At 70.9% G+C, this 25,120-nt stretch carries 22 protein-coding genes; 8 read left to right on the top strand and 14 right to left on the bottom strand.

The genetic code is table 11. From position 1 onward, the window contains the following. Nucleotides 1-99 precede the first annotated feature (99 nt). The 3 genes from AB5J73_RS18910 (at nt 100) to AB5J73_RS18900 (ending at nt 6,221) form a co-directional block, all read left to right on the top strand. A complete protein-coding gene (locus tag AB5J73_RS18910; RefSeq protein WP_370970988.1) occupies nt 100-1,524 on the top strand; it encodes a hypothetical protein in 1,425 nt (474 codons plus the stop codon). Nucleotides 1,525-1,658: 134 nt separating this feature from the next. After that, on the top strand, nt 1,659-3,710 hold the full coding sequence (locus tag AB5J73_RS18905; RefSeq protein WP_370970987.1) for a type IIA DNA topoisomerase subunit B: 2,052 nt from the start codon (nt 1,659-1,661) through the stop codon (nt 3,708-3,710). A gap of 27 nt (nt 3,711-3,737) precedes the next feature. After that, the gene (locus tag AB5J73_RS18900) at nt 3,738-6,221 is read left to right on the top strand and encodes a DNA topoisomerase (ATP-hydrolyzing) subunit A (protein WP_370970986.1); all 2,484 of its coding nucleotides are present in this window, start codon (nt 3,738-3,740) and stop codon (nt 6,219-6,221) included. Between the two features lie 51 nt (nt 6,222-6,272). Here AB5J73_RS18900 and AB5J73_RS18895 read toward each other — a convergent pair whose 3' ends face one another. The 8 genes from AB5J73_RS18895 to AB5J73_RS18860 form a co-directional block, all read right to left on the bottom strand. Further along, entirely contained in the window at nt 6,273-7,454 is a 1,182-nt protein-coding gene (locus AB5J73_RS18895) for an acyl-CoA dehydrogenase family protein (protein WP_370970985.1), read from the bottom strand. Then, nucleotides 7,451-8,287 carry an SDR family oxidoreductase gene (locus AB5J73_RS18890; protein ID WP_370970984.1) on the bottom strand — a complete coding sequence of 279 codons (837 nt, stop codon included), beginning with the start codon at nt 8,285-8,287 and terminating at the stop codon, nt 7,451-7,453. The genes AB5J73_RS18895 and AB5J73_RS18890 overlap by 4 nt, the downstream gene beginning before the upstream one ends. Then, the gene (locus AB5J73_RS18885) at nt 8,287-9,120 is read right to left on the bottom strand and encodes a MaoC/PaaZ C-terminal domain-containing protein (RefSeq protein ID WP_370970983.1); all 834 of its coding nucleotides are present in this window, start codon (nt 9,118-9,120) and stop codon (nt 8,287-8,289) included. Before AB5J73_RS18885 ends, AB5J73_RS18890 begins: the two co-directional genes overlap by 1 nt. Next, the gene (locus tag AB5J73_RS18880; protein ID WP_370970982.1) at nt 9,117-9,548 is read right to left on the bottom strand and encodes an SRPBCC family protein; all 432 of its coding nucleotides are present in this window, start codon (nt 9,546-9,548) and stop codon (nt 9,117-9,119) included. The genes AB5J73_RS18885 and AB5J73_RS18880 overlap by 4 nt, the downstream gene beginning before the upstream one ends. A gap of 8 nt (nt 9,549-9,556) precedes the next feature. Continuing rightward, on the bottom strand, nt 9,557-10,741 hold the full coding sequence (locus AB5J73_RS18875) for a lipid-transfer protein (RefSeq protein ID WP_370970981.1): 1,185 nt from the start codon (nt 10,739-10,741) through the stop codon (nt 9,557-9,559). Between the two features lie 70 nt (nt 10,742-10,811). Continuing rightward, nucleotides 10,812-12,125 (bottom strand): glycoside hydrolase family 1 protein, encoded by a 1,314-nt coding sequence (locus AB5J73_RS18870; protein WP_370970980.1) that lies wholly within the window; start codon nt 12,123-12,125, stop codon nt 10,812-10,814. 68 nt (nt 12,126-12,193) lie between these two features. Continuing rightward, nucleotides 12,194-13,465, bottom strand: a complete 1,272-nt coding sequence (locus tag AB5J73_RS18865; protein WP_370970979.1) for an RICIN domain-containing protein — start codon at nt 13,463-13,465, stop codon at nt 12,194-12,196. Nucleotides 13,466-13,494: 29 nt separating this feature from the next. Then, entirely contained in the window at nt 13,495-15,324 is a 1,830-nt protein-coding gene (locus AB5J73_RS18860) for a glycoside hydrolase family 3 protein (RefSeq protein WP_370970978.1), read from the bottom strand. Between the two features lie 153 nt (nt 15,325-15,477). Between AB5J73_RS18860 and AB5J73_RS18855 the strand changes: the two genes are divergently transcribed. From AB5J73_RS18855 to AB5J73_RS18845, 3 genes are all read left to right on the top strand, one after another. After that, on the top strand, nt 15,478-15,969 hold the full coding sequence (locus AB5J73_RS18855; protein ID WP_370970977.1) for a DUF664 domain-containing protein: 492 nt from the start codon (nt 15,478-15,480) through the stop codon (nt 15,967-15,969). A 25-nt stretch (nt 15,970-15,994) separates the two neighbouring features. After that, nucleotides 15,995-16,792, top strand: coding sequence for a helix-turn-helix domain-containing protein (locus AB5J73_RS18850; RefSeq protein ID WP_370970976.1), 798 nt, complete (start codon nt 15,995-15,997; stop codon nt 16,790-16,792). A 72-nt stretch (nt 16,793-16,864) separates the two neighbouring features. Next, complete coding sequence (locus AB5J73_RS18845; RefSeq protein ID WP_370970975.1) at nt 16,865-18,004, top strand: 4-hydroxybenzoate 3-monooxygenase; 1,140 nt, start codon at nt 16,865-16,867, stop codon at nt 18,002-18,004. Here AB5J73_RS18845 and AB5J73_RS18840 read toward each other — a convergent pair. The 6 genes from AB5J73_RS18840 to AB5J73_RS18815 form a co-directional block, all read right to left on the bottom strand. Beyond that, nucleotides 18,001-18,498 (bottom strand): YbaB/EbfC family nucleoid-associated protein, encoded by a 498-nt coding sequence (locus AB5J73_RS18840; protein WP_370970974.1) that lies wholly within the window; start codon nt 18,496-18,498, stop codon nt 18,001-18,003. The genes AB5J73_RS18845 and AB5J73_RS18840 overlap by 4 nt on opposite strands. Nucleotides 18,499-18,503: 5 nt before the next feature. Beyond that, nucleotides 18,504-18,884, bottom strand: a complete 381-nt coding sequence (locus AB5J73_RS18835) for a YbaB/EbfC family DNA-binding protein (RefSeq protein WP_370970973.1) — start codon at nt 18,882-18,884, stop codon at nt 18,504-18,506. A 3-nt stretch (nt 18,885-18,887) separates the two neighbouring features. Continuing rightward, nucleotides 18,888-20,018 carry an NlpC/P60 family protein gene (locus tag AB5J73_RS18830; protein ID WP_370970972.1) on the bottom strand — a complete coding sequence of 377 codons (1,131 nt, stop codon included), beginning with the start codon at nt 20,016-20,018 and terminating at the stop codon, nt 18,888-18,890. Then, nucleotides 20,015-20,365 carry a hypothetical protein gene (locus AB5J73_RS18825; protein ID WP_086863949.1) on the bottom strand — a complete coding sequence of 117 codons (351 nt, stop codon included), beginning with the start codon at nt 20,363-20,365 and terminating at the stop codon, nt 20,015-20,017. The genes AB5J73_RS18830 and AB5J73_RS18825 overlap by 4 nt, the downstream gene beginning before the upstream one ends. A gap of 110 nt (nt 20,366-20,475) precedes the next feature. Beyond that, a complete protein-coding gene (locus tag AB5J73_RS18820) occupies nt 20,476-21,219 on the bottom strand; it encodes a DsbA family protein (protein ID WP_370970971.1) in 744 nt (247 codons plus the stop codon). 72 nt (nt 21,220-21,291) lie between these two features. Continuing rightward, entirely contained in the window at nt 21,292-21,798 is a 507-nt protein-coding gene (locus tag AB5J73_RS18815) for a MauE/DoxX family redox-associated membrane protein (protein WP_370973227.1), read from the bottom strand. An 88-nt stretch (nt 21,799-21,886) separates the two neighbouring features. Between AB5J73_RS18815 and AB5J73_RS18810 the strand changes: the two genes are divergently transcribed. Then, nucleotides 21,887-22,717, top strand: coding sequence for a glutamate ABC transporter substrate-binding protein (locus AB5J73_RS18810; protein WP_370970970.1), 831 nt, complete (start codon nt 21,887-21,889; stop codon nt 22,715-22,717). Beyond that, complete coding sequence (gene hrpB, locus AB5J73_RS18805) at nt 22,714-25,098, top strand: ATP-dependent helicase HrpB (RefSeq protein WP_370970969.1); 2,385 nt, start codon at nt 22,714-22,716, stop codon at nt 25,096-25,098. The genes AB5J73_RS18810 and hrpB overlap by 4 nt, the downstream gene beginning before the upstream one ends. The last annotated feature ends 22 nt before the right edge of the window (nt 25,099-25,120 follow it).

The following is a 25,120-nucleotide window of genomic DNA, read 5'->3' as shown; positions in this document are numbered from 1 at the left end:
CCCTTCGCGAGCACCATCTTACATGCGCGTTCAACTACTTCCAAGCAAGACATATTCCGCCCGTCAATGCCGTAGGGGGCACCAAGTAAGGTCAGGGACATGGACGCGGAGCTCGGTCGGCTGGGTCTGGCAGAACGTTCGGTACGACTTCTCACGGGCCGCGACATCTGGGGCTCGATCACCCCACTGCTCGCGCCTCGCCGGAACCTGGTGGCCGCCTTCGGCCACGTCGGGCCCGGCGCGGCCGCGCTGCTGCCGCTGGAACCCGGCGACACGCTGATCACGGACGCGAGCCTGGACACGGTGCTGTCCGGCGCGACGAGCCCGCACGCGCTGCTGCACTGGGTCAAGGCGGGCGTGATCGTGCACTCGCTGCGCGGGCTGAACGCCAAGCTGGTGATCGCGGAGGACGACCCGTCGTTCGTGGTGGTCGGCTCGGCCGACGTCACCGCGGCCGGCCCCCGGCAGCTGTTCGAGGCGGTCACGGTCTCGCACGAGAAGCACACCGTCGAGGAGGCCCAGGAGGCCTGGCTCGACTGGTGCGACCTCGCGGGGCCGGCGCTCACGGCGGGCGACCTGGAGCCGCTGCTGGAGCAGTACGGCGCCGGCAAGCCGGTCACGGCGCGCCCCGCGACGCCCGCCCGCACCGCGCCCGCCCGCCCGGTGGTGACGAGCCGCCCCGCGACGCCGGTCCGGCCCGCGGCGCCGCCCCCGTCGCCGGTCCGCCCGGCGCAACCGGCTTCCCCGGTCCGGCCCGCGGCCCAGACGCCCCCGCCGTCGCCGGTGCGCCCGGCACCACCCGCTTCGCCGGTGCGGCCCGGCACCCCGGACACCGGCTCGCAGCCCGGTGACCCGGCCGCGGCCACCGGCTCGCAGCCCGCCGCTTCGACGCCGTCCGCGGCCGAGGCCGGTACCCCGGCCACCGAGCCCACCACCTCCCCGGCGGAGACCCCCGTGGCCACCGCCGGCGCGGAACCGGTTGCGGCACCGGCCGAAACCGAGCCGGCCGAACCCACCGACGTCCCCCGGCCCGCGTGGCCCCGCCCGGCCGAGCTCTACCTGGTCAGCCTCGTCGAAGGCGGCGAACCGTCCGCCGAAGCCGAGTACCGCCTGGAAGAACTCGCCCGCGACTACACGCACCCCGGCGAGAACGGCGAATCACCCTTCCGCGTCGAGCTGTTCTGGGCCGACGACGGCCAGGGCCAGGACCCGCCGCGCACCCTCCGCGCCGGCGTGCACGTGATCCGCGTCTACAGCCAGAAGCAGGGCCGCGCGCTGGTCGGGTCGCGGATCGAGGCCCCCGGCCTGGTCCTGCACGCCTACGCCGACGAGTTCGCCTACCCCCGGCGCACGTACTGCTACATCCTGACCCGGGAGTCGTCGGCGCGGCCGGCGTTCGGCGACCTCCGCAAGGGCCTCGCCACGATCGGCGAGAAGCCGAATTTCCGCAACAGCTTCCAGGTCCCGCGGAAGATCGAAGCGCTGCTCGGCCTGTGGCCCGACCTGGGCTACGACCCCCGCTAGCCGGTACCGCCCGCCACTCCGGGAGCGGGAGCGCGCGGAAGTTGTCGGGGTGGGCGGATATCCTGCACTACGGTGCAGGCGAGTCCGCACCACCACTAGCACTTTCGCGAGCCACGATCCGGGAGAACGACCCTGTGACTGCCGAGACCTTGTACGGGGCCGATGACCTGACCCATCTCGAGGGTCTCGAGGCCGTCCGCAAACGACCCGGGATGTACATCGGCTCCACCGACAGCCGGGGCATCAACCATCTCTTCTCCGAGGTGGTGGACAACTCGACGGACGAAGGTGTCGCCGGCCACGCGACGAAGATCGTCGTCACGCTGCACGCCGACGGCAGCGTCCAGGTCGACGACGACGGCCGCGGCATCCCGACCGGCACCCACGCGAAGTCCGGTTTGTCCGGCGTCGAGCTGGTGCTGACCCGGCTGCACGCCGGCGGCAAGTTCGGCGGATCCGGCTACAAGACCTCCGGCGGCCTCCACGGCGTCGGCGCTTCGGCGGTCAACGCGCTGTCGCACCGCTTCGACGTCACGGTGAAGCAGGACGGCAAGGTCCACCAGATGTCGTTCAAGCACGGCGTCCCCGGCACCTTCGACGCGCCCGGCCCGAAGGCGAAGTTCACCCGCCGGTCCGGGCTGAACCTCGTCGGCAAGATGAAGCGCGGCGAGCGCTCCGGCACGTCGATCCGCTACTGGTACGACGCGCGCTACTTCGAGTCCGGCGCGGCGCTGGACGTCGAAGGCGTCCGCGCGAAGCTGCGCAACACCGCGTTCCTCGTCCCGGGCGTCACGTACGTGCTGCGCACGGCGATCGAAGACACGATCAACGAAGAGACGTTCCACTTCCCGCACGGCCTGGTCGACATGGTCGACTTCCTGACGCCGTCGGGCGAGAAGCCGGTCTGCGGCACGCTGCTGATCACCGGCGAAGGCACGTACAAGGAGAACGCGGCCGACGCGGCGGGCGTCATGCAGTCCAATGTGGAGCGCCACGCCGAGGTCGAGGTCGCGCTGCGCTGGGGCACCGGCTACGAGCGCACGGTCGAGTGCTTCACCAACACGATCCGCAACGTCCACGGCGGCACCCACCGCCGCGGGTTCGACCGCGCGGTGGCGAAGGCGTTGCAGGAGGCCATCTCCAAGACCCGCGGGCTGCTCAAGCCCAAGGAGGACATGCCGACGATCGAGGACGTCCTCGAGGGCATGACGGCCGTGGTGCACGTCCGGCTGCCGGAGCCGCAGTTCACCTCGCAGACGAAGGACGAGCTGTCCACCGCCGGCATCACCCGGGTCCTGCAGGGCATCGTCGACAAGCACGTCAAGGCGTGGACCGAGGACCGCAAGACCAAGTCCGAGGCCAAGGTCGTGCTGCAGAAGGTGGTCGACGCCTCCCGCGTCCGGCTGACCCAGAAGCAGCAGAAGGACGCGGCCCGGCGCAAGACCGCACTCGAAGGCGCGGCCATGCCGCCCAAGCTGGTCGACTGCCGCACCACCGGCGTCTCCCGCAGCGAGCTGTTCCTGGTCGAGGGCGACAGCGCGCTCGGGTCGGCGCGGATGGCGCGCGTGTCGGAGTACCAGGCGCTGCTGCCGCTGCGGGGCAAGATCCTCAACGTGCAGAAGGCGTCGCTGGGCGACACGCTGAAGAACGCCGAGATCGCGTCGATCGTGCAGGTGCTGGGCGCGGGCACCGGCCGCACGTTCGACCTGACGACCATGCGCTACGGCCGCGTGATCCTGATGGCGGACGCGGACGTCGACGGCTCGCACATCCGGACGCTGCTGATCACGCTGTTCGCGAAGTACATGCGCCCGGTGATCGAAGACGGCCGGCTGTACGCGGCGATGCCGCCGCTGCACAAGCTCGTCACGAAGGGCCGCAACCCGGAGACGCACTTCACCTTCACCCAGCAGGAGATGGAGACGAAGTTCGCGGAGCTGGAGAAGGCGGGCAAGAACATCGTCACGCCGGTGCCGCGGTTCAAGGGCCTCGGCGAGATGGACGCCGACGAGCTGTGGGAGACCACGATGAACCCGGCCACCCGCTCGGTCCGCCGCATCACCATGGACGACGCCGAGGCCGCCGAGGGCGCGCTCGAACTGCTGATGGGCGAGAAGGTCGAGCCCCGGCGGAACTGGCTGGTCGCCTCCTCGGACCGGATCGACCGCGACGCCATCGACGCTTAAGTTTCGTAGCTACCAAGGAGTTCTGCCGTGGCACGCCGCAAAGGCACCAGCACCAAGGTCGATCCCAGCGCGTTCGACTCCGCCGGCGCGAACGTCTTCGACAACTCGCTGAAGACGGAGATCGAGGACTCGTACCTGGAGTACGCGTATTCGGTCATCCACTCGCGCGCCCTGCCGGACGCGCGGGACGGGTTGAAGCCGGTGCACCGCCGGATCCTGTACTCGATGAACGAGAACGGCTACCGCCCGACGCACGCGTACGTGAAGTCGTCGCGCGTGGTCGGCGACGTGATGGGCAAGTACCACCCGCACGGTGACGTCGCGATCTACGACGCGATGGTCCGGCTGGCGCAGGACTTCTCGCTGAACGTCCCGCTGATCGACGGCCACGGCAACTTCGGCTCCCCCGACGACGGCCCGGCCGCCTCGCGGTACACCGAAGCCCGGATGTCACCCGAAGCGATGCAGCTGGTCGGTGAGCTGGGCGAGGAGACCGTCGACTTCCGGCCCAACTACGACGGTTCGCTGCAGGAACCGTCGGTGCTGCCCGCGGCGTTCCCGAACCTGCTGGTCAACGGCACGTCCGGGATCGCGGTCGGGATGGCGACCAACATGATCCCGCACAACCTCGGCGAGGTCATCGCGGCGGCGCGCTGGCTGATCACGCACCCGGCCGCGACGCTCGACAAGCTGATGGAGTTCGTACCGGGCCCGGACCTCCCGACCGGCGGCAGCCTGCTCGGCCTCGACGAGGTCCGCCGCGCGTACGAGACCGGCCGCGGCGTGGTCCGGATGCGCGCGAACTGCGAAACCGGGCCCCTGGAAGGCAGCCGCGGACGGCAGGCGATCACCGTCACCGAACTGCCCTACGGCGTCGGCCCGGAGAAGGTGATCGAGAAGATCACCGACGAGGTCAACAAGTCCAAGCGGCTCACCGGCATCGCCGACGTCAAGGACCTCACCGACCGCGAGAACGGCACGCGGCTGGTCATCGAGTGCAAGGTCGGCGTCAACCCGCAGGCCCTGCTGGCGGACCTGTACCGGCTGACGCCGCTGGAGCAGTCGTTCGGCATCAACAACCTGGTGCTCGTGGACGGCCAGCCGCAGACGCTGGGCTTGAAGGAGCTGCTGGAGGTCTTCCTCCGGCACCGCTACGAGGTCGTCACGCGGCGCACGAAGTACCGGCGCCGCAAGCGCGAAGAGCGGCTGCACCTGGTCGACGGCCTGCTGGTCGCGCTGCTGAACATCGACAAGGTCATCAAGCTCATCCGCGAAAGCGAGAACGCGCAGGCCGCGAAGGACGGCTTGATGACGCGCTTCAAGCTGTCGGAGATCCAGGCGACCTACATCCTCGACACGCCGCTGCGCCGGCTCACGAAGTACGACCGGCTCGAGCTGGAGGCGGAGCAGGACCGGCTGCGCGAGGAGATCGCGGAGCTGAGCAAGATCCTCGACGACGAGTCGGTGCTGAAGAAGCTCGTCTCGGCGGAGCTGGCGAAGATCGCGAAGGACTTCCCGACCGAGCGCCGCACGGCCCTGATCGACGGCGACCTGAAGGAGGTCCTGGCGGCGTCGAAGCCTTCGGGCCCGCTGGAAGTCGCGGACGACCCGTGCCAGGTCATCCTGTCGGCGACGGGCCTGGTGGCCCGCACGGCGGCCGAGTCCGAGGAAGCGACGGAGACGCGGCGCCGCAACGGCCGCGTGAAGCACGACGCGGTCTCGGCGGTGGTCCACACCACGGCCCGCGGCCAGGTCCTGCTGGTGACCAGCCGCGGCCGCGCGTTCAAGACGGACGTCCTGCCGCTGCCGGTGCTCCCGGAGCAGGCGGGCACGGTCTCCCTGCGCGGCGGCATGGCGGCCCGCGAACTGGTCCCGCTGGAGAAGGGCGAGACGGTCGTCGGCATCGCCCCCCTCGGCGAGCAGGCGGCGGGCTCCCCCGGCCTCGCGCTGGGCACCCGGGCCGGCGTGGTGAAGATCTGCTCGCCGGAGTGGCCGGTCCGCTCGGACGAGTTCGAAGTGATCTCCCTGAAGGACGGCGACGAGGTCGTCGGAGCGACGTGGCTGACGGACGGCACGGAGACGCTGGCGTTCGTGTCTTCGGAGGCCTCGCTGCTGAAGTACGCGGCCTCCCTGGTCCGCCCGCAAGGCCTGAAGGGCGGCGGCATGGCGGGCATCAACGTGGGTTCGGGCTCGGTGGTGTTCTTCGGCGCGGTCCGCACGGACGACGACGAACACGGTGAACCCCTGGTGATCACGGCCACCGGGCAAAGCGTGAAGGTGACGCCGTTCAGCGAGTACCCGGCGAAGGGCCGGGCGACCGGCGGCGTCCGGGCCCAGCGCTTCCTGAAGGGCGAAACGGCCCTTCAGGTGGCTTGGATCGGCCCGCGCCCGGCGGGTTCGGCCAAGAACGGCGACCCGGTGGAACTCCCGGAGATCGACGTCCGCCGCGACGGCTCCGGCCACGCCCACCCCGGCCCGGACGTAGTGGGCCACCTCATCGAACGCGGCTGACGCTCGTGAGTGTGAAACAGGGTCAGAACCCTGTTTCACACTCACGAGCTCTTAGGCGAGCAGGGCCTTCGCGATGTGGGTCACCTGGATCTCGTTGCTCCCCGCGTAGATCATCAACGACTTCGCGTCCCGCGCGAGCTGCTCCACCCGGTACTCGGCCATGTACCCGTTGCCCCCGAACAACTGCACCGCCTCCATCGCCACCTCGGTCGCCGCCTCCGAGGAATACAGCTTCATCGCCGATGCCTCCGCCAGCGAAGGCCGCTTTCCCGCCCGGGTCTTGGCCACCGTCTGGAACACCATGTTCTGGACGTTGACCCGCGCCACCTCCATCTTCGCCAGCTTCAGCTGGATCAGCTGGAACCGCCCGATCTCCTGCCCCCACAAACGACGACTCTTCGCGTACTCGACGCACAGCCGCAGGCACTCGTTGATGATCCCGAGCGACAACGCCGCCACGCCGACCCGCTCGGCCACGAAGCTCTCCCGGGCGCTCTCGGCACCCGACGACGAAAGCAGCCGGTCGGCGCCCAGCCGTACGTCGTCGAAGAACAGCTCGCCCGTCGGGGACGACATCATCCCCATCTTCTTGAACGGCTTGCCCTGCACGAAGCCCGGCAGCCCGCGGTCCAGCACGAACGTCAGCACCGGCCGGTCCCGGACCGGCGAACCGTCGTCCAGCTTCGCGTACACCACCACCGTGTCCGCGAACGGCCCGTTCGTGATGAACGTCTTCCGCCCGTTCAGCACGTACTCGTCGCCGTCTCGGCGGACCGTGGTCTGCATGCCGCCGAACGCGTCGGAGCCCGAGTCCGGTTCCGTGATCGCCCACGCGCCGATCTTCTCGAACGTCGCCAGGCCCGGCAGCCAGCGTTCCTTCTGCTCCTGGGACCCCTTGGCCAGGATGGTCGCCGCGGCCAGGCCCAGCGAAACCCCCAGCGACGCCACGATCCCGAGGCTCACCCCGGCCAGCTCGCTGATCGCGATCAGCGCCAGGGTCTCCTGCCCGCCCAGCGAAGGCGAGGAACCGGACGAAGACGAGGGAGCCAGCAGGCGAGAAACCGCCTCCGCCGCCATGACGTCCAGCCCGAACGCCGCGTACAGCTTCCGGATGATGTCGTACGGCGGCAGCGCACCGCTCTCCAGCTCGTCCAGGTGCGGCCGGATCTCCTTGGCGATGAAGTCCCGGATCGAGTCGCGGACCAGCAGGTCCGTCTCCGACCACTCGATCACGGCAGCCTCGCCGCGATGTCGTCGATCTGCCACGGGCCGTCCGTCTCGATCACCTTGACGTCGTGCCAGCCCGCCAGTTCCGAGATCGCGCCGCCCTGGACCGCGAACACCTTGCCCGTCAACGCGCACTTCTCCGAAGCCAGGTAGGCCACCAGCGGCGAGATGTTCGCCGGGGAGAACGCGTCGAACTCCCCCGGCGGGACCTCGGCGGCGAAGATCGCTCCCATCCCCGGGGTCGCCAGCGTCAGCCGCGTGCGGGCGATCGGGGCGATCGCGTTGACCCGCACCCCGTAGCGCTCCAGTTCCGCTGCCGCCACCAGGGTCATCGCCGCGATGCCCGCCTTCGCCGCGCCGTAGTTGAGCTGGCCCGGGTTCGGCACCGTCGTCCCCGACGCCGATGCCGTGTTGATCACCGAGGCCGCCGGGGCGGAACCCGCCTTGGCCAGCGACTTCCAGTACGCCGCCGCGTGGTGCAGGACCGCCGCGTGGCCCTTGAGGTGGACCGCGATCACCTCGTCCCACTGCTGCTCGGTGAGGCCCGCGACGAAGCTGTCCCGCAGGATGCCCGCGTTGTTCACCACCACGTCCAGCCGGCCGAACTCGGACACCGCCTGGTCGACCAGCTCCGCCGCGCCCGCCCACGACGCCACGTCCGCGGTGTTCGCCACCGCCGAACCACCCCGGTCGCGGATCTCCGAGACCACCGCGGGGTCCGGCTCGACGTCGTTGACGACCACCGAAGCGCCCTCGCGGGCGAACAACAGCGCGTGCTCCCGCCCGATCCCGCGGCCCGCGCCGGTGATCAGCGCGACGCGCCCGTCCAGTGCGCCCATCAGTTCTCTCCGATCTCGGCGAGGCCGTCCTTGATCACCAGGGTGTCCCCCATGGTGGTTTCGAAGGCGTACGAACCGGGGCCCGCCGCCCAGATCGACGTCGTCAGGTCCCGGCCCGGCAGCACCGGGGCGGCGAACCGGACGGCGAGGCGGCGCAGCCGGCCCGCCGGGACCACCTCGGTCAGCACGGCCCACGACGTGAACGCCATCGTGCACAGGCCGTGCGCGATGATCCCCGGCAGCCCGGCCGCCTTCGCGACCTCCTCGTCGAGGTGGATCGGCATCGGGTCGCCGGCCGCCGGGCCGTAGCGGTACGTCTGGTCGTCGTCGACGTGCTGCACCACCTTCGCGACCGGAGCCGACGAGCGCAGTGCGTCGTTGAAGCGGTGCGAGGGCCCGAGCGTGCCGCGCTGCTCACCGGTGTCGAAGCCGCGCACGAAGAACGTCACGTACTGCTCGTTGACCAGCTCACCGGCGGCGGACCGGCATTCGAGGTGGACGGTCGCCCGCGTGCCCTTCGGCAGTCCCTCGTACCCGGTCATCCTGGCGCGCGACACCAGCGAATCGCCGGGCCGGATCGGGCGGTGGAAGCGGAAGTCCTGCTCGCCGTGCAGCACCCGCCCGAACAGCGACGGCGGCACGACCTCCAGCGCCGGTTCCAGCAGCGACCGGAACACCGGCACGATCGCGAACACGGGACTGGCGACGTCGCCCGCGCGGTGGGCCGGGATCGGGTCGTTGGTCGCCGCCGCGTACTCGGCGAGCCGCTCGCGCGTGACGTCGAACCGCGCCGGCTCCGTCCACTTGTCGAGCCCGGCCGGATCGAACTTCACGCGACCAGCGCCTTGAACTTCTCGAGGGATTCGTCGAGGTTCTTCTTGCCGTCCTTCTCCACGGCCTTGCCGAGCGCGCCGACGATCATCTGGCCGGTGAACTCGGCGTCGATGGTCGCCGCCGAGCCGGAGCCTGCCGCCGTGACCGAAAGCGAGAAGCTGATCTTCACCCCGGCCATGCCGGTGCCGGAGATGACGAGGCGGTTCGGGGCGTCGTAGGTGTCGACGGTCCAGGTGATCGTGTTCGCCATGCCGAGCATGGTGACCACTTCGGACACTTGCGAGCCCTGCGTGAACTCGGCGGGGACGTCCCCCTTCCACTTGGTGTGGATGGTCAGCCACTTCTCGAAGTTGTTCGGGTTCGAGAACTCCGCCCACACCGCGCCCGGCGCGGCGGGCAGTTCGACGGTGGCGCTGATCCGGCCCATGGTGTCTCCTAAGCTCGCTGGTAGGCGGTGACGACGGCGGCGCCACCGAGTCCGATGTTGTGCTGCAGAGCGGCTCGCACGTCGGGCACCTGGCGCCGGTCCGCGTCGCCGCGCAGCTGCCAGGTGAGTTCGGCGCACTGGGCGAGCCCGGTGGCGCCGAGCGGGTGCCCCTTCGAGATCAGGCCGCCGGACGGGTTGACGACCCAGCGGCCGCCGTACGTCGTGTCGCCGGCGTCGACCAGGTGCCCGCCCTCGCCCTCTTCGCAGAGCCCGAGTGCTTCGTAGGTCAGCAGTTCGTTGGCGGAGAAGCAGTCGTGCAGCTCGACGACCTGGAAGTCCGCGGGCCCGAGCCCGGCCTGGTCGTAGACGCTGAGCGCGGCCTGGCGGGTCATGTCGTAGCCGACGATGTTCTTCGCGCTGCCGTCGAAGGTGCTGCGGAAGTCGGTGGTCAGCGCCTGCCCGACGATCTCGACCGCCCGGTCCGCGAGGTCGTGCTCCGCCACGAAGGACTCACTGGCCAGGATCGCCGCGCCGGAGCCGTCCGAAGTCGGCGAACACTGCAGCTTGGTCAGCGGGTCGTAGATCATCCGCGACGCGAGGATGTCGTCGGGGGAATAGACGTCCTGGAACTGCGCGTACGGGTTGTGCACCGAGTGCCGGTGGTTCTTCTCGCCGATCTTCGCGAAGTGCTCGGCGGTGGTGCCGTACTTCTCCATGTGCTCCCGGCCGGCGGCGCCGAACATCCACGGCGCCGGCGGGAACAGCACCTCGGAGATCTCGGCGAGCGCCTGGAGGTGGTTGCCCAGCGGCTGTTCGCGGTCGTCGTAGGTCGACGCGAGCGAGCCCGGCTGCATCTTTTCGAACCCCAGCGCGAGCACGCAGTCCGCGCGGCCGCCGCGGATCGCCTCCGCGGCCAGGTACAGCGCGGTCGAGCCGGTGGAGCAGTTGTTGTTGACGTTGACCACGGGGATCCCGGTCATCCCCAGCTCGTAGACCGCGCGCTGGCCGGACGTCGACTCGCCGTAGACGTAGCCGACGTAGGCCTGCCGGACGGCGTCGAACGCAACCCCGGCGTCCTCCAGCGCCTTGGTCCCGGCCTCCCGGGCCATCTGCGGGTAGTCCCAGCCTTCGCGCCGCCCGGGTTTCTCGAACTTCGTCATCCCGACGCCGACGACGTACACCCTGTTCGCCATGCAACAAACATACAGACCGGCATGTATTTATCAAGACCGGACCGCGGACCCGCAGGTCGACGGCGGAAAATCAGCCCAGCGGAGCGACCGGACCCGGGTAGCGGGCGGGGTCGAGGCAGCTGCCGAGCCCGTCGACGACCGAGCAGAAGCCCGGCGGCCGCACCGGCGTGTACCCGGCCGGGACGCCGTGGCCCGCGATCAGGTCCCGGTACGCCGCGACGGCGTCGGTCGGCCGCCGCGTCAGCGTGGCGTCCGAGCGGGCGTCCACTGTGTACAGCCCGAACCGCGGCTGGTAGCTGCCCCACTCGTAGTTGTCGGTGAGGCTCCAGTAGTTGTAGCCGATGACGTTCATGCCGTCGGCCTTCGCGCGCTGCACCCAGTAGACGTGGTCGCGCAGGTGATCGGACCGCGTGTAGCCGTCGGGCCGCGCGGCGCCGTTGTCGGTCGGCATCCCGTTCTCGACGACGTACAGCGGCAGAGCCGGGAACTTCCGCGCGTAGTAGCGCAGGGCGTAGTAGATCCCGTCCGGCTGCGGGGTCACCTTCCAGAACTCGCCGCTCGCGGCGTGGACGGCGCTGAGGTTGTCGAGGCTCGCGCCGTAGTAGTAGTCGACGCCGGCGAAGTCGAGCTTGTCGCGCACCCGGTCGAGGAAGGCCGCGTCGAGCACGCCCTGCACGGCCGGGATGTACGCGGTGTTGCTCGACACGAGCGCACCGGGGTCCAGCTGGTGGATCAGGTCGTAGGCCGCGCGGTGCGCCGTCACCAGCCGGGCCTGCGCCCACGGCAGCTGCCAGCCGGCGAGCCCGCCGTTGGTGGTCTCGTTCTGCAGGTAGACGGTCGGCTCGTTGATCGTGATCCAGAGCGCGCCGAGCCCCTTGTACCGGTCGACGACGCGGCGGGCGTTGACCAGCCAGGCGTCGACCGTGCGATCGGAGTCCCAGCCGCCCTGGTCGGCGACCCAGCCGGGGTAGACCCAGTGGTCGAGGGTGATCATCGGCCGCATGCCCGCGGCGACGACGCGCCGGACGACGTCGTCGTAGTACGCGAGTTCGGCCTGGTCCACCTGGCCGGGCCGGGGTTCGATGCGCGCCCATTCGACGCTGAAGCGGAAGACGTTGACGCCGAGCTGCTTCGCGCGGTCGATGTCTTCGGCGTAGCGGTGGCGGAAGTCGACGGCGTCGCGGTAGGGCTCCTTGATCGACGACGTCTTCGCCTGCTCGTAGCGGCGCCAGTTGCTGTCGGGCGCCGAGCCCTCCGACTGGTAGCCCGACGTCGCGACGCCCCAGAAGAACGGCTGGGTGACGGCGACCGCGGGGGTCACGCCGGCGAGCGCGCCCGCCAGCAGGGCCAAGATGACGAAGACAGCTCGGTTCCGGCGCACCACGGCACCCTCCTCAGCCAACGTGAAGGTCGTTCATGTTAGCCGAGGGGGCGCCGCGGCGCACCGGCTGATCAGGCGACCTTGAACGACTGAGCGGCGCTGCCGGTGCAGGTCGCCTGGACCAGCTGGACGCTGTCCGCGGTGGAAGCGCCCGGCACGGTCAGGCACTTGCCGCTGTGGCGGGCGACGAAGTGGTAGTAGCCGCTGCCCTCGGACACCGGCTGCCACTGCTGGTTGGTCCCACCGCCGTACGCCCACAGCTGCAGGCCGGCGTTGTCGGCCGTGGACACCCCGGTCACGTCGATGACCTGGGCGGGGTTCGTCCGGTTGGTGATCCGGTCGTAGCCGCCGCTGGTCGCGGCGAACTGGTACTGCTGCGCCGTGGTGCCGTTGCAGGTGTACTGCTGGATCACGGTGCCGTTCGCGCTGGCCGCGGCGCGGGCGTCGACGCACTTGCCGCTCGCCTTGTTCGAAACGGCGTACCAGGCCGACGGGTCGATCGTGCCGTCCGGCGGCGGGGTGGTCGTGCCACCGCCGCCGAGCCACTTCAGGCCGTCGAGCACGAACCGGTTCTGGTCGGCGCTCTCGAACGTCGACGACAGCGCGGTGTTCGTCTCGTAGTTCATCGCGTTGTGGCCGAAGTTGGCGTAGAGCATCTTGTAGTTCTTGTTCGTCCACGCGATCGGGTAGTAGCCGCTGTACCAGGTCTGGTTCGGGTCCGTGCCGATCGGGAAGGTGGACTGGTCCATCGACGCCAGGATGGTGATGTTGCCGTTCTGGCGCAGGTCGTTCTGCCAGGCGTACCACTCCGACGTCGACGACTTGATCGTCGCCGGCAGGTTCACCGTCGAGGGGTGGGTGCGGTTCTCGATCTTCAGCGTCTCCGGCGTCGGGCCCCACGTGTTCGACGTGAACCGGCCGGTGCCGAGGAAGTCGTTGTGGAACCAGTTGGCGTACGACGGCGTCGAGCTGTCGTTGTACGCGGTGACGTGGAAGCCGAAGAAGCCGCCACCGTTCTGCATGTAGGTCTGGAAGCCCTGGAACTGCGCGGCCGACTGGGGCTGGTCGTCGAGGAACAGCACGACGTCGGCCGTGGCCTTGGTCAGGCTGGTGAGCCGGTTCCAGTCGGTCGTCGAGGAGTAGGTGTAGCCGTTGGCCACCGCCTGCTGGGCGAACCAGACGTTGGCCTCCTTCTCGAAGCTGATGTGCGCGGCGTCGTAGGTGCCGCTGTAGAACGCGAGCACCTTGAAGGGGGTCGCGGCCTGCACGGCCGGTGCGCCCAGGCTCAAGCCCAGACAGGCGGCGAAGAAGGCCAGGATTCTGACCAGGGGACGGCGGGACATGCGTGAACCTTTCCGGTGGGGGACGGGGATCACCAGTGGCGCGAGTAGTGCAGGCCGAAGCCGAACGGGAACAGCGCGGGCTTGCCGTCGCCGGCGTTGATGGGCTGCTGGTCGGCGCTGCGCATCCACGTCACCGGCAGCTTTCCGGTCGGGTTGTAGTCGCCGAAGAGGACGTCGGCGACGCCTTGCCCCTCGCTGCCGGGCAGCCACGACTCGACCAGGCCGGCCCAGTCCGGCAGCTGCGCCGCGATGTCCAGTGGCCGCCCGGACACGAGCACGACCACCGTCGGCACGCCGGAGTCCTTCAGCTTCTGCAGCGTGGCAAGGTCGGCGGCGTCCAGTCCCATCCCTTGTGGACGGTCGCCCTTGCCTTCGGCGTAGGGCGTTTCGCCGATGACCGCGACGGCGACGTCGTAGCTCGGGTCGATCCCCGTGCCGTCCTCGGCGTAGGTCACCGACGAAGACTTGCTCTCGATCCCCCGCAGGATGGTGGTGCCGGGGATGACCGGGCCGCTGGTCCCCTGCCAGCCGACCGTCCAGCCGCCGGACTGGTTCCCGATGTCGTCGGCGCTCTTGCCGGCCACGAAGATCTTTTCGCGCCGCTTGGCCAGCGGCAGCACGCCGCCCTCGTTCTTCAGCAGCACCTGGGATTCCCGGACGGCCTGGCGGGCGAGGTCCCGGTGCTGCTCGCTGCCGATCGTGCCCAGGAAGCGCCGGTCGGTCAGCGGGTGCTCGAACAGGCCGAGCTCGAACTTCTTGGTGAGGATGCGCCGGTTCGCGTCGTCGATCCGCGACATCGGCACACGGCCGTCCTGAACCAGGGTGCGCAGCGTGTCGATGAACTTCCGCCACTCGAAGGGCACCATCACCATGTCGATGCCGGCGTTGATCGACGCCTCGACCTCTTCGGGGGTGAACCCGCTCTTGCCGTCGATCTTGTCGACGCCGTTGTAGTCCGAAACGACGATCCCGGTGAAGCCGAGCTCCTTCTTGAGGACGTCGTTGACCAGGTACGAACCGGCGTGCATCTTCACGCTGTTCCAGCTGCTGTAGGAGATCATCACCGAGCCGACCCCGCGCTGGATCGCGGCCTTGAACGGCGGCAGGTGGATCGCGCGCAGCTCCTGCTCGCTCATCTCGGTGTTGCCTTCGTTGACGCCGCCGGTGGTGCCGCCGTCGCCGACGTAGTGCTTGGCGGTGGCCAGCACCGAGCCCGGCTGGTCCAGCCGCCGTCCCTGCAGGCCGGTGATGATCGACGTCATCTCGGTGGCCAGCTGCGGGACCTCGCCGAAGGACTCGTAGGTGCGGCCCCAGCGGTCGTTGCGGGCGACGCACAGGCAGGGCGCGAAGTCCCAGTCGATGCCGGTGCCCGAGACCTCTTCCGCGGTGGCGCGGCCGATCCGCTCGACCAGCCGCGGATCGCGCGTGGCGCCGAGGCCGATGTTGTGCGGGAAGACGGTGGCGCCGTAGAGGCCGTTGTGCCCGTGCACGGCGTCGACACCGTAGATGAGCGGGATCCCCAGCGGCGTGGCCAGCGCGGCTTTCTGGAAGCCGTCGTACATGTCGGCCCAGCTGACCGGCGTGTTCGGGGTCGGCTGCGAACTGCCGCCGGAAAGCAGCGAACCGAGGCGTCCGGTGGTGACGTCGGCCGGGCTCGCGACGCCGAGCCGCTCAGCCTGCATCATCTGGCCGAGCTTGTCGTCGAGGGTCATCCGGGACATCAGGTCGGCGACGCGGACCTTCACCGGTCGCCAGGAATCCTGGTAGGCCGGAGCGTTCCCGGCGAGGGCGGTGGTTTCCGAAGCCAGCAGCAGCCCGACGGCGAGCGCGCCGATCCCCAGCCTGCGTCCGAGGCCCATTCGGGTCCTCCTCGTCGAGAGACCAAAATTCACGCCTTGAATTAATACACAGTGCCGGAGGTTGGTCCAGACCTCTCAGCGAACTCGGGTGCCGCTGAGCGGGATTGTCCGTTGCGGCCGGGATCTGACCTAATTCGGTTCTACGGTGCCTTCATGACTCGCGAAACCGACGACCTGCTCTCCCTCCTCGCCGAGGTCCGCAAGCGCTTGCTGATCCCGGCCCGCGACCTCTCCGACGCCGACGCGGCCCGCCGCACGACGGTCAGCGAACTGACCCTGGGCGGCTTGATCCGGCACCTGGCGACAGGTGAGCGGCGGTGGCTCGAGATCCTGCGCAAGGGCGACGGCACCCTGCCGGAGGGCATGCTCGACACCGAGCAGTACTCGATGAGCGAGACGCTGGACCACTGGCTGGCCGAGTACTCGGCGGCCGCCGCCGCGACCGACGCGTACGTGGCTTCCCTGCCCTCACTGGACGTCGAGGTGCGGCTGCCGACGACGCCGTGGTCCCCGCCCGAGCCCCAGTTCTGGTCCGCGCGGCGGATCATCCTGCACCTGATCCACGAGACGGCCCAGCACGCGGGCCACGCCGACATCCTCCGGGAGGCGCTGGACGGCGCGAACTCCACGGCCCAGCTCGCGTGACGGTTCGGGCGTAGGCTGGCGGCCGATGCCGGAAACCCGCCACCCCACGCCCGAAGGACGCAAGCCCGAAAGCCGCACACCCGAAGGCCGCACGCCTGAAGGGAAGGGCCGGCTGCCGCACGGCTTCCACCTCGGCACCCACCGCCACGCCGACGGCCAGCTGGTCTACGCGGCGGCCGGCGCCTTCGCCACGACGACCGAGCGCGGGACCTGGGTCGCCCCGGCCGACCGGGTCGCCTGGACGCCGCCCGGGTTCGACCACTCGCACCGCAGCTACGGCCGGACCGACTTCCGGCTCGTCGTCATCCCGGCCGGCCTGTGCGGCGAGCTCGTGGCCTACCCGGGCGTGTTCGCGGTGAGCCCGCTCCTGCGCGAGGTCCTCCTGGCGCTCACCGACCAGCGCGAGAGCCGCCCCGGCGCCCATCGGCGGCTGCGCGACGTCGTGCTCGACGAGCTTGCCGGACCGCCCGAAGAAGCCTTGCACCTGCCCGAACCGCGGGACGACCGGCTGCGCGCCGTCACCGGCCTCCTGCACGCCGACCCGGCGCGGACCACGACGCTGGCCGAGCTGGGCCGCGCGGCCGGGGCGAGCGAACGCACCCTCAGCCGGCTGTTCCAGGCCGAGCTCGGCATGGGCTTCCACCGCTGGCGCACCATCCTGCGCGTCCACCACGCGCTGGCCCACCTGACCGAAGGCCACTCGGTCACCGACACCGCGATGGCGTGCGGGTGGTCCAACCCGTCGAGCTTCATCGACGCCTTCACCGACGTCGTCGGCCAGACGCCGGGCCGGTACCAGGCCGGGCGCACCCGGCGGCGGTGAATTGGCGGGTTTCCGGTATCCGGTGTCCCGGCACCGGTTGGTGGCGGCCGTCGCCGGGACCACAGTGGACCCATGACCGAACACACCACCGTCGTCGTCATCGGAGCCGGGGTCGCCGGGCTCACCCTCGCGAACCTGTTGCAGCGCGGCGGAATCGACTGCGTCGTCCTGGAGAAGCGGAGCCGGGCGTACGTCGAACAGCGGCAACGGGCGGGAACCATCGACACCCGCGGCGTGCGCATGTTCCGCGAGTGGGGACTCGAGGAGGTGTTCGCGAACGACGCCCTGCCGGACGTCGAGGGCGGCTTCTTCCTCGACGGCGAGGAACTGCCGATCGACTTCGCCGACGACGACGAAAGCGTCTTCTGCCCCCAGCAGGTCCTCGTCCGCAACCTCACGGACGTCTTCCTGCGCGCCGGCGGGGATCTCCGCTTCGACGCCGACGACATCACCTTGGCGGACCTCGAAAATCCCGTCGTGCGGTACGCCGACGTCGCCATCCACTGCGACTTCGTCGCCGGCTGCGACGGCGACCGCGGGGTCAGCCGGACGGCCGTGCCCGCCGGCGCCCTCACCCGGTACTCCCGCGAGTACGGCTACGCCTGGCTGAGCGTCCTGGCCGAGGTGCCCGCGAACCCGTCCGGCATGGCGATCCATTCCCGCGGCCTGGCGGGGATGATCCCGCGCGGCGCGCACGCCAGCCGCGTCTACCTCCAGTGCTCCCTCGACGACGAACTCGCGCACTGGCCGGACGAGCGTGTCTGGAGTGAACTGGAAGCCCGGTTCGGCCGCCCGGTCACACCCGGCCGGATCGCCGAAAAACGGTTGGTACCCCTGCGAAACGTGGTCCACAGCCCGATGCACCACGGCCGGCTGTACCTGCTCGGCGACGCGGCCCACATCGTCCCGCCGATGAGCGCCAAGGGAATCCACCTGGCGCTCTTCGACGCCGAGACCTTCGCGCGCGCCGTCATCCGGCAGGCGAAGGAAGACGATCCGAGCCTGCTCGACGAATATTCGGAAACCTGCCTGGACCACGTCTGGAACTACCAGGCTTTCGCGTCGTGGATCACCGACGTCATGCACGACGCCGGTGACGCCTCCTACGCGGGCGAGTTCCGCAAGCGGATCGCCCGCGCGGAACTGACGCGCCAGTTCACTTCACCCGCCGCGAGCCGCCTGTTCGGCGAACTCGTCGCCGGGGTGAACTAGCGATCCGAGCGCAGCGAAGCCGGATCGAAGGACTCCCAGTACGCGTCCTCGTCCTCGGCACTCGAAGCAGCCGGCGCCGCTTCCGAAGACGCCGCACCCAGCCGCTCGGCCCGCAGCCGCTGGAACTCCTCGACCGTCATGCCCGGGTCGTCGTCCTCGGCCCTGGCCGGCGCGGGCATCCCCGTCATCTGCTCGATCATGGCCGTCATGTCCTCGCCGAGCAGCAACGCGACCTTGTTGTAGGCGTCCTGCGTCGCTTCGCGCATCGCGGCCTGGGCGACCTCCACCACCCGCGGCCCCAGCTGCTCGCCGAGGTTGACCGCCGACGGGGCCAGCCACAGGCGCAAGAGCTTTCCGCGGGCGTCGACGGTCGCCTCGACCTGACCGTCGACGTCGTGGGCGGTCCCGGAAGCCGCGGCCATCAGTTCGTCCACTTTGGACATAGCGGCTTCGCGGGCCCGGGCCTGCTCGATCAGCTGGCGGGTCGTGATCACCTCGGTCACCTCCCGTAGGTGTAGGTCTCGGCGTCCGGGTCGTCGTCCGGGATCGGCTCGTACCCCAGGACTTCCAGCTGCGACGCGTCCACGACCGGCGCCAGCGCGTGGTACATCTTGTCGCCCGCCCGGCGGGTCGCGCGCTGGGCCAGCTCGAGGATCTGGTCGGCGAGCACCGCGGACCCGTGCCGCAGCGTCGAGCGGTGGATCGTCAGCCCCGTCAGCAACCCGCCGGGGGCCACCTGGACCTCGATGGTGCCGTCCGGGGACGACGCCTTGCCCACCACCGGGCCCGAGCGGGCGAACCGCGCCGAAGCGTCGGCCTCCGCGCGGTCCGCCTGCTCGGCGATCCGCGCCGAAGCCAGCTCGATGTCGAAGTCAGCCACCACTCACCCCGTAGGCCGGTAGAAACCGATGAACGACTGCCCCGCGTTCGTGGTGCGGATCTTGCTGATCTGCACCGGGTCGCCGGCCTCGACCATCTGGCCGTCGCCGATCACCATCGCCACGTGGCCGGACCACACGACGAGGTCGCCGGGCAGGAGCTGGTCGATCGAGGGGACCTCCGCGCCGACCGTCTGCTGCGCCGCCGTCCGCGGCAGCTGCAGGCCCGCGTCCTGGTACGACGTCATGGTCAGCCCGCTGCAGTCGAGGCCCTGGCCCCGCGCGGTGCCGCCCCAAACGTACGGCACGCCGAGCTGCGAGAGCGCGTTGCGCACGGCCTTCGCCGCGGTTTCGTTCGGCGCCATGACCTGCTTGCCGCCGGGCAGGTTGATCGCGACGCCGGAGCCGGGCTGCGGCGGGATCGCGACCGGCAGCCGGGGCTTGTGCACGGCGCCGCCGCCACCGCCGCCGCCTCCCCCACCGCCGCCGCCCCCGCCGTCCGAGCCGCCGCCGGAGTAGCCGCTGTTGCTGTTGAACGAGGAGCCGACCTTCGTCGAAGACGCGCTGCTCGACGACGTCGTCTGCTCGCCGCCGCCCAGCCGCGTACCGATGTCGGTGAGCCGGTTGATCGTCTGCTCGCTGAAGGTCGCGGCCTGGCCGGTGAGCTGGCTGATCTTCGTCTGCAGCTTCATCAGGATGTCGCGCGACGCGGCGGCGCGGCTTTCCGGCGGCTGGATCGACTTCACCGCCGCCAGCGCCTTCATCGACGCCGAGATCTCCTTGATGATCTGGTCGCGGACCTGGTCGTTCTTGATCTCGCCGACGTGCAGCGCCTCGGCGGCCTCGGTGACGGCCTTCTCGATCTCGGCACTCTCGTCGAGGAGGTCCTGGACCTCCTTCTCCAGGCTCTGCGACGTCGCGGTGGCGCGGTCGGTCGTCGAGCCCGAGCTGGCCGACGTCAGGTTGACGCGCTGTTCGGAGGCGACGTCGCGGGTGCGGCCCACCGACGTCTGCAGGGCGTAGTGCGCGTCCCGGGCGCCGCCGATCGCGGCCGGGTCGTGGCGCACCTTGTCGGCGAACTGGTTCGTGGTGTCCAGGCCGTGCCGGACGAGCTGGTCGGCGTGGTGCTCGGTCACGCGCGACCCGGCCCGAGGTCGGTCCCGAGCCGGCGCACGACGTCGCCGTGCTCGGCCTCGACCGCCGCGTAGTTGCGGTCGGTCTGCCGGGCGGCCTCGCCGACCTGGCGCCAGCCGCCGCCGACGCGGTGCATCTTCTCCTGCAGCGCGCGCATCCGGCCGCTGTAGGCCCCGGAGAACCCGGATTCGCCGCCCATTTCCGAGAAGCCGTGGCCGCCGAGCGTCACGTGCGGGCCGACGTGCTTGTCGGCGGCACCCTTGACGTCATCCCCGAGCGGGTCGACTTCGCGCGCGTACCGCGTGTACGCGCCGTCGTCGACGTGAAACCCCGAATGCGAACCGTCCACTGGCCCTCCCTGTCACCGGGGGTGCGACGTGCGCGCGCGACCCCCGGTTCCCCTGCTGCGGGATTCAGCCTAGACCACGGTCCGTACCCGGGTGGGCGAATTGCCCGGAGTCAGCCGGTGACCTTCTTGAGCCAGTCGGGGTCCTGCCAGGACACGATCGCGCCGTTCGCGGTGACCGTCGGCGTGCCGAAACCGCTCTGCCCGCCGCCGAAGTCCTGCGCCAGCTTCGGGTCGTTCTCGATCTGCTGGAACGCGGTGTTGAGCTGCTCGTCGTAGGTGCCCGCGTTGACCGTCTGCGCGAACGCCGGGTCGGTGATCCCGACGTTCTTGCCCAGCTCGATCAGCTGCGCCTTGTCGTAGCCGCGCTTGCCTTCCTCGGGCTGGTTCGCGAACAGCGCGTCGTGGAAGTGGACGAACTTGCCGGCATCGGCCGCGGCGAGCGCCGCGTTCGCCGAGTCGAGAGAGTAGCCGGGCGGGCTCGAGCGCTGGTTCAGCAGCGGCACCATGTGGTAGCGGACCTGCAGCTTGCCGTCGTTGACCGCCTGCTCGATCTGGCCCTTGTACTGCTTCTCGAACTCGCCGCAGATCGGGCAGAGGAAGTCGGCGTAGACGTCGATCGAGGCCTTGGCGCCCGGCTTGCCCACGGTGACGACCACACCGTCACGCTTTTGGGTGACATCGCCGGCGAGCGAACTGGTCGTCTCGCCGGCGCTGATGACCTTGCCTTCGGTCTTGTTCCGGTCCGAAATCGTCCAGATCACGCCGCCGATCACGAGCGCGGCCACGACGACCACCGCGGCGATCCCGATGATCCACTTCCGCTTGTCCCCGGACGCGCCCCTGGCCTGGGCCACCGCCTTGGCTCCCCCGGCCTGCGCGGCCTGACGACGCTTCCGAGCGGTCCGCTCAGCTCCACCCACTGTGTATCAATTCCCTTCCGCGATACCCGAGTAGTCGGCCTCGGGCTCGGTGGAGTTCCCGCGACCCCGCGCCAGCCAGCCGTCCACCGACAGCCACGTGCGCGGCCGCGCCAGCAACCAGACGGCGAGCAGCGCGAACCCGGTGTCGCGGAGGATCTCCTGCGGGTACTCGGTCTGCCCCGCCGCCACCTGGCCGCCGCCGCCGAAGCACCCGCAGTCGATGCTCAGCCCGCGCGCCCACGACTGGGCGATGCCGGCGATGAGCACGACGAGCAGCACCAGCGCGGCGCCCGCGGCCCACCGGGTCGCCAGGCCCGCGAGCAGGAACAGCCCGAGCACGAGTTCGACGAGCGGCAGCGCGATGGCCACCACGTTTTCGAGTGCGTCCGGGAGCACGTCGTACGCCTGCACGGCGATCAAGGTCTGCCCCGGATCCGCCAGTTTCAGCGCACCGGAAACGAGCCAGACGGCAGCCAGCCCGAGCCGGGCGAGCGTGCCGACGGCGTCCAGCACGGGTTGGGACGGTCGCACCACGCACTTAGGCTAACGGGAGGACCTGAGAACCACGTGAGGGCAGGACAGCGGCGGAGGGAGCGGCTGGATGCGGTGGCGCACGCTCCTCGCTTCGGCGTTGTTGCTGGTCACGGCGTCCGCGTGCGGTCCGAAGAGCGTCTCGCCGTCCGACTCGCTGGTCACCCGGGCGAGTGCCACGGATCACCTGACCATCGGCATCCGGTTCGACGCGCCCGGGCTTTCCGAGCACACCGTGGACGGCCGGTTCGTCGGGTTCGACGTCGACGTCGCGACTTTCGTCGCGTCGGAACTCGGTGTCGCGGCGAAGGACATCACCTGGCGCGAGACGACGTCGGCGACGCGGGAAACGGACCTCACGTCCGGCGCGGTCGACCTGGTCGTGGCCACCTATTCGATCACCGACAAGCGCAAGCAGGTCGTCTCGTTCGCCGGGCCGTACTTCACCACCGGCCAGGACCTGCTGGTGCGCCGGACGTCGGCCGACATCACCGGCCCGGAGGCGCTGAACGGGCGGCGACTGTGCTCGGTCACCGGCTCGACGCCGGCGCAGCAGGTGAAGGACAGGTTCGCCCAGGCCGTCCAGCTGGTCGAGTACCCGCGGTACTCCGACTGCGTGACGGCGCTGCTGGCCGGCCAGATCGACGCGGTCACCACGGACGCGGTGATCCTCGCCGGCTACGTGGCGCGCGACCCGGAGCTGCTGAAGATCGTCGGGAAGCCGTTCTCGGCGGAGAACTACGGCGTCGGCCTGCGCAAGGGCGACACGCAGGGCGTCAACGCGGTGGACGACGCGATCCGGAAGATGATCTCCTCCGGCGAATGGCTCCGCTCCCTCAACGCGAACATCGGGCCGTCCGGTTACCAGCTGCCCCCGCCCCCCGAGGTCACCCCGAAGTGAAACTGCCCGACCTGCCGGTCCGCGCGGTGCTGCCCGACGTGCTGTCCGCGCTGGACGCCCACGGCACCGCGGTCCTCGTCGCGCCGCCCGGCACGGGGAAGACGACGCTGGTGCCCCTCGCCCTGGCTTCGGACGGCGGGCGCGTCGTGGTCGCCGAGCCCCGCCGGCTGGCGGCCCGGGCCGCGGCGACGCGGATGGCCGCGCTGCTGGGCGAACCGGTCGGCGAGACCGTCGGCTACGCCGTGCGCGGCGACCGGAAGGTGTCCGCGCGCACGCGCGTCGAGGTCGTGACGTCGGGGCTGCTCGTGCGCCGGGTGCAGGGTGATCCGGAGCTGCCGGGCGTGTCGACGGTGCTGCTCGACGAGTGCCACGAGCGGCACCTGGACGCGGACCTGCTGCTGGCGCTGCTCCTGGACGTCCGCGCCGGGCTGCGCGACGACCTGCGCCTGCTGGCGACGTCGGCGACGGTCGCGGCCGGGCGGCTGGCGACGCTGCTCGGGGACGCGCCGGTGGTCACGGCCGAAGCGCGGACGTACCCGGTCTCGTACTCGTACCTGCCACCGGCGCGGGGCGAACGCGTCGAGGCGTGCGTCGCCCGCGCGGTGCGGACGGCGTTGTCGTCGGGAGAAGGCGACGTGCTCGCGTTTCTCCCCGGCGCGGGGGAAATCGCGCGGACGTCGAACCTGCTCCGACTGTCCGAATCGGACACTGTGGACGTCCTCCCGCTGCACGGCCGGTTGTCGGCGGCCCACCAGGACGACGCGCTGCGGCCGCGCGGGCGGCGGCGGGTGGTGCTGGCGACGGCGGTGGCGGAGTCGAGCCTGACAGTGCCGGGGGTGCGCGCGGTGGTGGACTCGGGCCTCGCGCGCGTCCCGCGGGTCGACCACCGGCGCGGGCTGCCCGGGCTGGCGACGGTCCGGGTGTCGGCGGCGGTCGCGACACAGCGGTCGGGCCGTGCGGGCCGGGAGGGGCCCGGGCGGGCGTACCGCTGCTGGGCGGAGAACGAGCAGTCGCTGCTGCCCGCGTACCCGGAGCCGGAGATCCGCACGGCCGAGCTCGCGCGGCTCGCGCTGGAACTGGCGTGCTGGTCGACGCCGGACGGCAGCGGGCTGGCCTGGTGGGACCCGCCGGGCGAGGGCGCGCTGGCGGCGGGCCGCGCGCTGCTGGAGACGCTCGGCGCGACTTCCGGCGGCGTGGTGACCGCGCGCGGGCGGCGGATGGCGGAGCTGGGCCTGCACCCGCGGCTGGCGCGGGCCCTGCTGGACGGGGCCGCGGAAGTCGGCGCCCGGAACGCGGCGGAAGTGGTGGCCCTGCTGGACGCCGGCGGCACGCTGACCGACGTCGAAGCCGAACTCCGGCGGCTGCGCTCGGCCGGTGACGACACTTCCCGCCGCTGGAAGCGCGAGGTGCAGCGCCTCGCGAAACTCGTTCGTGGTGAAGGGAAGCCGGATCCGGCGTTGGTCGTCGCGCTCGCGCACCCCGAGCGGCTCGCGAAGCGACGGCCCGGCGGCGCGCCCGTGTACCTGATGGCCGGCGGCACCGCGGCCGAACTCCCGCCGGGCAGCGGACTCGACGCCGAGTGGCTGGCCGTCGCCGAAGCGACGCGGGACCCCGGCCGCGTCCACGGCACCATCCGCCTCGCCGCGGCCGCCGACGAACGCCTCGCCGTCCGCGCCGGCTCGGTGTCCGAAGTGGACGAGGTCACCTGGGACGGCGACGTCGTCGCCCGGCGCGTCCGCAAGCTCGGCGCGATCACCCTCTCCGAGAAACCGCTCGAGGACGCCGACGTCCACGACGCCCTCGTCGCCGGCCTCCGCGCCGAAGGACTGGGACTCCTCAAGTGGCGCCCGGACGCCACCCGCCTGCGCGAGCGGCTCGCGTTCCTGCACCACGTCCTCGGGCCACCGTGGCCCGCGGTGGACGACGCCGCCCTGCTGTCCGATGTGGACAGCTGGCTGGACCTGTCCGGCGCCCGGCGGAAAGCGGACCTCGCGGCCCTCGACGCCGGCACCGCCCTCAAGGCCCTCCTCCCCTGGCCCGAAGCGGCCAAGCTCGACGACCTCGCCCCGGACCGGCTGGCCGTCCCGTCGGGTTCCCACATCCGCGTCGACTACCGCGAGGACCGGCCGGTCCTCGCGGTCAAGCTGCAGGAGACGTTCGGCTGGACCGAAACCCCCACGATCGCCGGCGTCCCGGTGGTCCTGCACCTGCTCTCCCCCGCCGGCCGCCCGGCCGCCATCACCGCCGACCTGGCGGGCTTCTGGACCACCGGCTACCCGGCCGTCCGCGCCGACCTGCGCGGCCGTTACCCGAAGCACCCGTGGCCGGAGGACCCGGCCACCGCCGTCCCGACCCGGCACACGTCCCGCCGCCGCGGCTGACCCCTGCCGAAAGTCGGGGGCC

Origin of the sequence: Amycolatopsis sp. cg9, from assembly GCF_041346945.1 — a bacterium.
Taxonomy (GTDB): domain Bacteria; phylum Actinomycetota; class Actinomycetes; order Mycobacteriales; family Pseudonocardiaceae; genus Amycolatopsis.
The sequence above is the reverse complement of the archived record's forward strand: the minus strand, read 5'-3'. Positions and strand labels throughout refer to the sequence as shown.

Bases quoted from the DNA above. Each gene is read 5' to 3' on its own strand.
- AB5J73_RS18910 (WP_370970988.1), top strand. From the start codon at position 100: ATGGACGCGGAGCTCGGTCGGCTGGGTCTGGCAGAACGTTCGGTACGA.
- AB5J73_RS18890 (WP_370970984.1), bottom strand. From the start codon at position 8,287: ATGGGCGCACTGGACGGGCGCGTCGCGCTGATCACCGGCGCGGGCCGC.
- AB5J73_RS18880 (WP_370970982.1), bottom strand. From the start codon at position 9,548: ATGGGCCGGATCAGCGCCACCGTCGAACTGCCCGCCGCGCCGGGCGCG.
- AB5J73_RS18875 (WP_370970981.1), bottom strand. From the start codon at position 10,741: ATGGCGAACAGGGTGTACGTCGTCGGCGTCGGGATGACGAAGTTCGAG.
- AB5J73_RS18865 (WP_370970979.1), bottom strand. From the start codon at position 13,465: ATGTCCCGCCGTCCCCTGGTCAGAATCCTGGCCTTCTTCGCCGCCTGT.
- AB5J73_RS18860 (WP_370970978.1), bottom strand. From the start codon at position 15,324: ATGGGCCTCGGACGCAGGCTGGGGATCGGCGCGCTCGCCGTCGGGCTG.
- AB5J73_RS18855 (WP_370970977.1), top strand. From the start codon at position 15,478: ATGACTCGCGAAACCGACGACCTGCTCTCCCTCCTCGCCGAGGTCCGC.
- AB5J73_RS18850 (WP_370970976.1), top strand. From the start codon at position 15,995: ATGCCGGAAACCCGCCACCCCACGCCCGAAGGACGCAAGCCCGAAAGC.
- AB5J73_RS18845 (WP_370970975.1), top strand. From the start codon at position 16,865: ATGACCGAACACACCACCGTCGTCGTCATCGGAGCCGGGGTCGCCGGG.
- AB5J73_RS18810 (WP_370970970.1), top strand. From the start codon at position 21,887: ATGCGGTGGCGCACGCTCCTCGCTTCGGCGTTGTTGCTGGTCACGGCG.